The sequence below is a fragment of the Clostridium lacusfryxellense genome, assembly GCF_018861735.1.
GTDB lineage: Bacteria > Bacillota > Clostridia > Clostridiales > Clostridiaceae > Clostridium_AD > Clostridium_AD lacusfryxellense.
Genome location: NZ_JAHLEB010000090.1, coordinates 1 through 10,635, shown reverse-complemented (window position 1 = coordinate 10,635; position 10,635 = coordinate 1). Strand labels below are relative to the sequence as shown.

Annotated in this window: 11 protein-coding genes; 8 read left to right on the top strand and 3 right to left on the bottom strand. The window is 30.5% G+C overall.

The annotated features are described in order from the left end of the window. Window positions 1–132: 132 nt before the first annotated feature. Together KPL55_RS24640 and KPL55_RS24635 are read right to left on the bottom strand one after the other, a co-directional pair. Window positions 133–477, bottom strand: a complete 345-nt coding sequence (locus tag KPL55_RS24640) for a hypothetical protein (protein WP_216309402.1) — start codon at window positions 475–477, stop codon at window positions 133–135. A 2-nt stretch (window positions 478–479) separates the two neighbouring features. Beyond that, on the bottom strand, window positions 480–1,721 hold the full coding sequence (locus KPL55_RS24635; RefSeq protein ID WP_216309401.1) for a DUF1576 domain-containing protein: 1,242 nt from the start codon (window positions 1,719–1,721) through the stop codon (window positions 480–482). Window positions 1,722–1,964: 243 nt separating this feature from the next. Between KPL55_RS24635 and KPL55_RS24630 the strand changes: the two genes are divergently transcribed. From KPL55_RS24630 to KPL55_RS24600, 7 genes are all read left to right on the top strand, one after another. Then, on the top strand, window positions 1,965–2,690 hold the full coding sequence (locus KPL55_RS24630) for a beta/alpha barrel domain-containing protein (protein WP_216309400.1): 726 nt from the start codon (window positions 1,965–1,967) through the stop codon (window positions 2,688–2,690). A 43-nt stretch (window positions 2,691–2,733) separates the two neighbouring features. Further along, a complete protein-coding gene (locus tag KPL55_RS24625; protein WP_216309404.1) occupies window positions 2,734–2,919 on the top strand; it encodes a hypothetical protein in 186 nt (61 codons plus the stop codon). Window positions 2,920–3,058: 139 nt separating this feature from the next. Continuing rightward, window positions 3,059–3,247, top strand: coding sequence for a hypothetical protein (locus KPL55_RS24620; RefSeq protein WP_216309399.1), 189 nt, complete (start codon window positions 3,059–3,061; stop codon window positions 3,245–3,247). Between the two features lie 246 nt (window positions 3,248–3,493). Further along, a complete protein-coding gene (locus KPL55_RS24615) occupies window positions 3,494–4,567 on the top strand; it encodes a pyridoxal-phosphate-dependent aminotransferase family protein (protein ID WP_216309398.1) in 1,074 nt (357 codons plus the stop codon). A gap of 107 nt (window positions 4,568–4,674) precedes the next feature. Next, entirely contained in the window at window positions 4,675–5,586 is a 912-nt protein-coding gene (locus tag KPL55_RS24610; protein ID WP_216309397.1) for a D-2-hydroxyacid dehydrogenase, read from the top strand. 26 nt (window positions 5,587–5,612) lie between these two features. After that, window positions 5,613–6,857, top strand: coding sequence for a DUF1015 domain-containing protein (locus KPL55_RS24605; RefSeq protein ID WP_216309396.1), 1,245 nt, complete (start codon window positions 5,613–5,615; stop codon window positions 6,855–6,857). Window positions 6,858–6,983: 126 nt separating this feature from the next. After that, window positions 6,984–7,745 carry a tRNA threonylcarbamoyladenosine dehydratase gene (locus KPL55_RS24600; protein ID WP_216309395.1) on the top strand — a complete coding sequence of 254 codons (762 nt, stop codon included), beginning with the start codon at window positions 6,984–6,986 and terminating at the stop codon, window positions 7,743–7,745. Between the two features lie 98 nt (window positions 7,746–7,843). On the opposite strand, the gene KPL55_RS24595 is transcribed toward KPL55_RS24600, so the two are convergent. Continuing rightward, window positions 7,844–9,049, bottom strand: coding sequence for a class I SAM-dependent methyltransferase (locus tag KPL55_RS24595; RefSeq protein ID WP_216309403.1), 1,206 nt, complete (start codon window positions 9,047–9,049; stop codon window positions 7,844–7,846). A 171-nt stretch (window positions 9,050–9,220) separates the two neighbouring features. Between KPL55_RS24595 and KPL55_RS24590 the strand changes: the two genes are divergently transcribed. Then, on the top strand, window positions 9,221–10,162 hold the full coding sequence (locus tag KPL55_RS24590; RefSeq protein ID WP_216309394.1) for a GNAT family N-acetyltransferase: 942 nt from the start codon (window positions 9,221–9,223) through the stop codon (window positions 10,160–10,162). Window positions 10,163–10,635 lie beyond the last annotated feature (473 nt).

Here is a 10,635-nt window from a genome sequence, read left to right as displayed (position 1 = left end):
TGACATAAAAATACTCCTCCTTACAATCTTTGATAATCACTTATCTCAATTATTGCCAAGAAAGAGTATATTATATTCTGTTTACACAAAATTATTTACAGGCCCAATTTATCTTCTATACTTATAAGTTATTTATGGAATTCTAGTTAAAAGTATCTCTAGGTACTCTCCATCAATATAATTTATGTTAGCCTCATCAATCATCATACCTACAAGGGTTGCTTCCGTATATTGATCGTCATCACCAGTAAGATTCCAATAATATTCTTCCATTTCATGACATCTTGGTGCATTTAGTGATTCTTCTAAATGTTCCAGATTTTTTTTCGTTATAGTGGAAGTTTGTGCTCTTATAAATATTATTATCTTTTCTTTAACTTTCTTTATATCAATGTGAACATTGTCCGAACCATGTTTGTAACAATACCCCATTAGTTCAGTTACTATTTTTATATTTCGTTGGTCTGTGTGTTTCAATATTATTCGCGCTCCCTTCTAAATGCAGTAATAATTGGAATAAGAATAATACATGCTATTCCTCCTGCGAAACCATTATTGTATAAGTTTAATCCACCATGAAGATATGCAAGGTTCATGGTTAAGCAAATGTGTAAAAATCCAGCGATCAAACCGTAAATCCATCCGAATTGACCTGAAATAGGAGCTAGCGTTGAGCTAAATAAAATACCTAATACCGAGCTAGGTGAATTAATTTGCCATATGTTTAATAAAGATGAAAGCATTGCACCTACCATAACAGGAAACACATTTCGAAGATGTTTTCCAAATGCGCCAAAACCGACAATGGTTAAAATACCACCTATAGTAGGGCCATTTAAATCTCCACCAATTAGAAGAACGAAAAGCGTACTGTATAAACCTAGGATGCCCATATTTACCATAGTAATGCCTCGACCAAATAACAGATAATAATCAGATACTAGTCTACCAGGTTTTTTGTAAAGCCTAAGCAAGTTCTTAAAACTTTTACCATTTTCCACATATCCTACTGTTATCATGATTGTAAATAAAGTAAATAACATAACAGAAAATAGTAGATTATTTCCTGTAGACCAAAGTAATCTAGTTTCAAGGTTTATTCCAAAAGCCCTTAATAAAGACATAAGTAGAGTAGCAAGAAGACCCGCTGCGAAACCTATATTATAAAGATTATAACCTTGGTGAATCTTTAGACAATAAGAAGCCATAGGAGGAAAAATAAAACCAATAAATATACTTAAGGATAATCCAATAAAAACATTTCCGTAATAAGGTAGATGACCCAAAAATGATAATACATTAACGCTAGGAGATAAAGTTGTTGCAAATAGTGATATCAAAACATAATTTATAAATTTTTCCTTTTGGTATCTAGAATATAGCCAGATACCAAATATTATCGGCCAAATATTTATTATGTTTTTTCCGAAAAGTGAGAACCCGGCCATTGTAAATAATGCAGCTACAGTAGAGCCATTTGGTTTTATTTCTACAAGTATTAATAGGAAAACAGAGGATAAAACTACTAAAGCCACATTTAGAAAAGCCGCACCAACGCCTGCAAGTTTTATGTAATCTGTTATTAATATATCAGATTCAACAATTATTTTTTTAAACCCTATGAAAATTTCCATCGGTGAATCCATAATAAATGCTAAGATTATTAATAGGATACTGAAAGAAATAAACATATAATAGGTAGAGTGGATTTTGCTTCGCATCAAAGACCTCCTAAAAGTATAAAATTAATCTATATGTAGTTATCTTATATTAAACATAAAATAATTACTAGTATAAATGAAATAAAATAAGCGTAAAGGGTAGAATTAAATACCCAATATAAGTATAATTAGAGGAATGCATTTAATTAATAATTAACTCTGAAGGTTAGTAATTTATAAAAATTAGTCTAATTATTCTATTAGCTTAAATAATAAATAATTATAAATTAAAAGGAGGACAAAATGGAAAAAATAAATGAAAGTACAAACCCAATTCGTAACAAAAGTAAAAAAGTGCCTCACATAACAGGATCGCTCAGGAGTCATATGATAGAATTACCAACTGCAATAAGGGATGCTAGTGGGATTGTAATATTTGGTAAAAGGTTAAAATCCTTTGTTTTTACTACAGATGTAGCAGTTATAAGAAATACAAATGCTGATGCAATCATTGCTGTATATCCATTTACACCTCAGCCAATAATAACTGAAGCATTAGTACTTGCAGCGGATGTACCTGTATTTTGTGGCGTTGGTGGCGGAATTACTACAGGGAAAAGAGTAACAAATTTAGCTTTAGATGCTGAATTTAAAGGTGCTATGGGTATAGTGGTCAATAGTCCAATATCAAATGAAGTTATAACACAAGTAAGGGAAACTATAGATATCCCAATAATAGTTACAGTTGTATCAGAATTCGAAGATATAGAGGGAAGAATAAATGCAGGAGCAACTATAATTAATGTATCAGGTGCTAAAAAAACGGCATATATAATCAGTAAAATAAGAGAAAAATATCCTGATTTCCCTATAATAGCAACGGGTGGTCCAAATAATGATAGCATAAGGGAAACTATAAGAGCGGGTGCTAATGCAATTACATATACACCACCAATTGTAGCAGATATGCTAAATGAGATAATGATTAAATATAGATTAATTTATGCAACTGAGAATGAAGAAAAATAAGGCTAAATGAAATGATTAATAAATTAATATGGTAGGTGATAAAATGGCTGTAGGTGGAGATAATTGCGATTATTGTCCTGAAGCTTTGTCAAAAAAATGTGACGGAGAAGTTACGGATTGTGTTTGTAAAAGATGCCCGAGAAATTTAAGGCAGTGTTTAACTACAAAATACTGTAGAGAAACTGAATCTGTAATTGTTGTTGAAAATTATTGGTGGGAAAATCACTAAAAAGTTATAAGCTACTAGAACACTATGTGTTTTAGTAGCTTATATGTTTTTTTGTAAATTGCTGTTAATTTAAAAGAATAAGAATGTAAAACATAAATAAATGGAATACTAAAATTATATTATAAGGAGGAATGTTATTATGCCAAATCTAGAACAGATGACTCATATAGCAAATAGTTGTAATGGTTATGATGCAGTAGGAACGGGATTTGAATCTTCAATAGGTACAGAATTCAGTAAAAGCTGTGGTAATTGTAAGCATTTAAAGAATGATAAGTGTGAAGTCAATTTGTATGATAAAGTATTAGCGGGATTAGATCAAGGATAAAAGGTTTAATATTTAGACTATATAACAAATGTAACTTTGTTATATAGTCTTTAATAATTAAATCGATTTTAATGTATTAATGTATTAATGATATTATAATATTTTTTAATAATATGAATATATTACTAGGTGTATAAGGTATTCGACGAAATTTTCAAAATATTCATTTATAATATATTGAGATATTTATATTTAAGTGTTAAAATTAATAAAAAGTGGCAAGAGCCAAAAATTGGAGGATGAGCGATGCATAAAAGATTATTTATACCAGGACCTGTAGAGGTATCAGAGGATGTACTTCAGAAAATGGCTACGCCTCAAATAGGACATAGAAGTAAAGAAGCATCTGCATTACAAAGAAGCATAAGTGATAAAATGAGGAAAGTATTTAATACTAAGGAAGAAATATTACTTTCTACTAGTTCAGGAAGTGGACTAATGGAAGGTGCTGTTCGTTCATGTACAGCAAAAAGAGCTGCAGTATTTTCAGTAGGAGCTTTTGGAAAAAGATGGTTTGAGATGTGCACAGCTAATGGCGTTCCAGCAGATAAATTTGATTCAGAGTGGGGTCAGCCAACAACTCCACAAATGCTTGAAGAAGCATTATCAACTGGAAAGTATGATTTAATAACTATTACTATGAACGAGACTTCAACAGGTCTTATGAATAATATGGAAGCACTTAGTTCAATTTATAAAAAATATCCTGAGGTTATAGTATGTGTTGATTCAGTAAGTAATGCTGCTGGTACGGTAATAAAAGTTGATGAATGGGGAATAGACATTTGTATAACTTCAACTCAAAAGTGTTTAGGACTACCTGCAGGAATGGCTATTTGTACTTTCTCAAAAAAAGCAGTAGAAAGAGCTAAACAAGTTACTAATAGAGGAGTATATTTTGATCTATTAGGATTGTATGATTATATACAAAAGAAAGATTACCAATATCCATCTACACCATCACTTTCACATATGTTTGCTTTAGATTATCAATTAGATAAGATATTAGAAGAAGGGTTAGAAAACAGATATAGTAGGCATATTGCTTGTGCTGAAATTGTTAGAGCATGGGCTAGGAAAAACTTTGAAATATTTCCTGATGAAAAGTTTATGTCAAATACTTTGACATGTGTTAAAAACACAAGAGAAATTGATATTTCTGACTTAAACAAGAAACTAGGAGAGAAAAATATAGTTATTTCTAATGGATATGGAAAATTAAAAGATAAGACTTTTAGAATTGCCCATATGGCTGAAACCACGACACAAGAGATAACAAATTTATTGGAAATAATTAACGAAATTTTGATGCTTAAATAGGCAAGAATAAAAAATTAAGAATGAAAATTATAATATAATTTTTCATTCTTAATTTAAGTTATAGTAATTAATGAAAAGGTTTATTTATTATAAAGAGGAGGATTACAATGATTAGAGTATTAGTTACAGATGGTATGGAGAAAAGTGCTATTAAAGAATTAAAAGCTAAAGGGTTTGAAGTTGTACAAGAGTTTTATGAGGCCGATATATTAGGTGAAAAATTAAAAGATTTTGATGTAATTGTTGTTAGATCTGCAACAAAACTTAGACAACCAGTAATTGATAAAGCAGTAGGAGCAGGAAGACTAAAACTTATAATTCGTGGGGGAGTTGGAGTTGATAATATCGATGTTGCCTATGCAATTGAAAATGGAATAAAGGTTACTAATACCCCAAATGCAAGTAGTGCATCTGTAGCCGAACTTGCGATTGCACATATGTTCGCAGTGTCTAGGTTTATTAATATTTCTAATGTAGCTATGAGGCAAGGTATATGGGACAAGAAAAAATATGTGGGCGTAGAAATTGCTGGTAAGATTTTAGGTTTGGTAGGTTTTGGAAGAATATCTAGAGAACTAGCTAAAAAAGCAACTGCACTTGGTATGAAGGTTATATACACTGACATAGTAGGCAAAGTTAATGATTGCGATGAATATGAATTCTTTGAATTAGATGACTTATTAAAGAAAGCAGATTACGTATCATTACACATACCATTCATTAAGAAGCACGGAGCTACTATAGGAAAAGATCAACTTGATATGATGAAGGAGGGAGCATTCTTAATTAACTGCGCAAGAGGCGGAGTGGTTGATGAAGCGGCTTTAGTGGAAGCTTTAGATAGTGGTAAACTAGCGGGAGCTGGGGTAGATGTATTTGTTGAGGAACCAACAAGAAATGAAGAGTTAGTTAATCATCCAAAAGTTTCGGTAACTCCACATATTGGCGCTGCAACAGCAGAAGCGCAAACAAGAATAGGCACTGAAATAACAAGTATCATTTTAGAGTATTTTAAATAAACTACTCAAACTCAGGAGGAACAATTATGGCAGTAGTAAGACCTTTTAGATCATATAGACCACAATTAGATTTAGTAGAGAAAGTAGCAGCGCTTCCTTATGATGTAATGGATAGCAAGGAAGCTAGGGATATGGTAAAAGGGAAACCTTATTCATTTTTACATGTTGATAAACCAGAAGTGGATTTATATGAAGATATAGATATTCACGATCAGCAAGTTTACCTTAAAGCTAGAGAAAATCTCCAAAGAATGATTAAGGATAAAGTATATGTTCAAGATGAGAAGCCATGTATGTATATATATAGGCAGATTATGAACGGAAGACCTCAAACTGGTATAGTTGCTTGCACTTCAATTGATGACTATATAAATGATGTAATTAAAAAACATGAGCATACAAGAGCAGATAAAGAGCTTGATAGATTTAATCATATTGATTATACAAATTCTAATACAGGTCCAATATTTTTAACTTACAGACATAAAGATGAAATAGACGATATAGTAAAGAATTGGACGGGGACTAAAACACCAGTTTATGATTTTAAATCTGGCGATGAGGTATCTCAAATTATATGGGTTATAGATGATGAAGTTATTATTAATAAGTTATCAACTATATTTGCTAAAACGGATTATTTATATATTGCAGATGGCCATCATAGATCAGCATCAGCGGTTAAAGTTGGACTAAAGAGAAGGCAAGATAATCCATCATTTAATGGTAATGAAGAATTTAATTTTTTCTTATCGGTTATATTTCCAGACAATGATTTATATATAATGGATTATAATAGAGTTGTTGCAGATTTATTCGGAAACACGAACGAAGAATTCTTAAAAAAAGTTTCTGAAAAATTTGATGTAACCCAATGTAGTGAGGAAGGGCAATTTAAGCCGAATGTGCAAAGAACATATGGAATGTTCCTGGATGGCAAGTGGTATAAACTAGCAGCTAAAGAAGGGACATTTAATATGAGTGATCCAGTAGAAAGACTTGATGTTTCGATACTTCAAAAGAATTTGCTTGAACCTATTTTAGGTATCGATGACCCAAGAACAAATTCTAGGATTGATTTTATAGGTGGTATAAGAGGCCTTGGGGAACTTGAAAGAAGAGTTGGGGGCGGCATGAGAGTTGCATTCTCTATGTGTCCTACAACTATGGACGATTTAATGGATATAGCAAATTCAGGAAAAGTAATGCCTCCTAAATCAACTTGGTTCGAACCAAAATTACAAAGCGGTATATTTGTGCATGAACTGTAATTTTAGGTCATGATAAAATGAAGCTAATTAAATAGTGAAAAAGACCACGCAGATGCGTGGTTTTTTTTAATATATAGGGTATAATTAGATTATAAAATAAGATATATTACAAAGGAGAAAAAAGATATGCCACAGCATTCATTGTCAAGAACCGAGTTACTAATAGGTACGGATAGTTTAAATAAATTACAAGAAAGTAAAGTAGTAGTTTTCGGAATAGGTGGAGTAGGTAGTTATACAGTTGAAGCACTAGTAAGAGCTGGTGTTGGGAAACTGGTATTAATAGATGACGATACAATATGCTTAACAAATTTAAATAGGCAAATACATGCTACATTTAATACTATAGGCAAGAGTAAGGTATTAGTAATGAAGGATAGAATACTCGAAATAAATCCTAAATGTGAAGTTATCACTCATGAAACTTTTGTAACTGCAGAGAATATGGGGGATATAATTACTGATGATGTAGATTATGTAGTAGATGCAATAGATACAGTAGCTTCGAAATTAGCGTTAGTTGAACACTGTCAGCAACGTAAAATTGATATTATATGCTGTTTAGGTACGGGCAATAAATTAGATCCAACTCTATTTAAAGTTGCAGATATTTATGATACAAAAGTATGTCCACTTGCAAGGGTTATGAGGCAGGAACTCAGACATAGAAATGTTGACAAATTGAAGGTTGTTTACTCAGAAGAAACTCCGATTAAGCCAAAGATAGATGAGGTAATGACATGTAAAGAGGGCTGCGTATGTACAGGGGGATCAAAAAAATGTGCTATGAAAAGACAGATTCCAGGTAGTATATCATTTGTTCCTCCAGTGGCAGGAATGATAATTGGTGGAGAAGTGATTAAGGATTTAATTAAAAAGAAGAGTTAATGTTTTGTTATACAGGTTAAAGTTGAATTTAAATAAGTAAAAGATAAGAGTGAAATCTAAAACACCCTTATCTTTTTGTACTATAAATAATATTATAATTACATTTCATATTCATTTAAAAATGAATATAATGCAGGATATATATTTAAACTACTCATTAAGGATATATATTCATCCATAGCTTTATCATTTTCAGTTGTAGTTTTTATTGCTCTTATCATTAAGTTTTTGGGAGTTTCTAGAGGAGATATATACTCCACCACAGAAACATCATATCCTTTAGCTTCTAGCATTAATGAGCGCATTCCATCTGTTAGGATATCGGCCATTCTTGTTTTAAATACGCCTTGTTTTAGTATAGTTTTAAAAGGCCCATAAGAATATTGAGTTAACATTTCCTTATGACAGCAGGGAACTGCAATGATTACATCTGAGTTTACTTTTATACCTAATGCCAGGGCCATGTCAGTAGCCGTATCACAAGCATGCAAGGACAATACTACGTTTATATGTTTATCAGGAACATAATTCTTAATATCTATAGCGTGGAACTCCATATTTCTATAATTTAAATTCTTAGCCATACTTATAGAAGATTGTATTACAGATTCTGAGTAATCAAGACCAATAAAGTGGCATTTTTTTCTTTTAACTTCAGTCATATAATAGTTAAGAACGAAAGACAAATAAGATTTTCCACAACCACAATCTAATATGTTTATTATCTGGTGTTTAGGAAGTTTATCTAAAATGCCATCTAATAATTCCACATAATGATCAATTTGATTATACTTTCTTATTTTATCATTTTTAATTTTACCATCTTTGCTCATTATGCCTATTTCTTTTAGTAGGGCATCTGCGCTGCCAGTTTTTACATAGTAATCTCTATTTAGAAGTGTAGAGGTAGCCACATTAATATTATTAGAAGTAGTTTTAGATGTAATATTTTTTATTTCTTCATCTTTTATAGTGTTCACATCTATATTCTTCATAGTTACATTTTTATTATCTGCCAAAATTAAAATTGCAGAACCTCTTTCACTATAAATCAAAGATAAGGACTCATAGTTTTCTGCTTCTTTAATGATATTTTCAAATAATCGATTTATAGTAAGGGATTCTGTTTTTCCATTAAAGTTATAGTTTATATTTCCATTATTATAGAGACCTATGCCTTTAAATTCTTTTAGACCTGTTATGAATGAGGTGTTAATTTGTTTAAATATTAAGCAGTCCTGTGAGAATCTATTTTCAAGTCCCATTAGAAATAATTTTAATTTATTAGTATTTTGTTTATTCATTGTGCTCAAACCTTTCTTTTTTTATTTTTGATACTATGTAAGTATAACAAAACTTTAAAAGCTATTGAACAAAAATATAATATAGTAATCTAATATGATATACTGAGTATGATTAAGAAGGTAACAATTAAACTTAAATTAATGATTTTAGCGTAGATAAAGGAGTTAATAATGAACAAGGGGAAGTACGTTAGTTTAGAAGCTTTAAAAGGAAATGAAAGAGAGTATATAATAAAGGATAATAATAGTATTACACTAGGAAGAATATTTATAGTGGAGTTAGATAAAAAAAACAAGTTCTGTCAATTCAGATTGAAATTTCACAAGGGTACGAATGGTAGTTATGAGTACATAAAAGACACATTAAATATTATGCTTAATATTTTGTTTAAAAACATGGGTATGAACAAAGTGAATGTCATAGCTGATGAAAATATAAATATAAGTGCTTTCACTGATATAGGATTTGAGTTAGAGGGTATGATAGCAGATAGTATAATAAATAAATCTAATTACCAATCAGAAATGATGTTTGGTATAAATAGTTTTATATTTGCTAGAAATTCGATAAAAAAAGATGTTAAGATTAAAGGTAGCAATATTGAAATCAGGGTATTAGACCCGAGTGATGCAGAAGCAGTGTTAGAATTTCATTTAAGAAACAGGGAGTTTTTAAGGTCCTTTGAACCTTCTAGAGAGGAGAGTTTTTATACTTTAGAAAGTCAAAAGCGTACTCTAATAGAAAGTTATAAGCAATTTCTAAATGGCAATGGTATCAATTTTGGAATATATAAGAAGGATAAGCTTATTGGTAAAATAAGAATATCGAATATAGTTATGGGCGTTTTTAAGAATGCTTTTATAGGTTATTCTATGGATGAGAATGAACAAGGTAAAGGATATATGAAAGAGGCTGTTGGAATTGTAGTAGCATATTCTTTCAACGAATTAGAGTTGCATAGAATAGAAGCTAGCACTTTAATATATAATGAAAGATCACAAGGTGTTTTAAGAAGATGTGGGTTTGAAGAGCTTGGTATAAGTAAAAAATACTTATATATAAATGGAGAATGGCGAGATCACATGGTTTTCTATAAGGTCAAGAGCAATTAGTAATACAATTTACATTTAAATTATATTAGAAACTATGACTTTAATTAGAATTTATATCGTAGCAAATTCAAATGGGTAGGCTGATTATATGAGAGTATAATATGTATACTAATCCTAGTGTATCAGTATGAGAAAAACGTAGAATAAGTGAGAAAATAAGATTATTATGAGCTTATATTAAAATAAGTGCTGTGATTTATAAAACGGATAAAAATAATTATGATAAGATATTACATGTTGCTGTTACTAAGCAATGCAAGGAAATACGGTCGCAGAAAACTTAATTTAAAACATTAAAAAAACTGTTGACAGATGAATAGATAAGTGGTAAAGTTGTAGAAGTCGTCACATGATGACAAATTAAATTGGTCTTTGAAAATTAAACAGAGAAATAGGTAAACTTAGCAAAATAATATTTTGTTAAACCAGTCAATTACTTTAGTATAAAGTAAAATTTAGTCGTAAGACTAAAA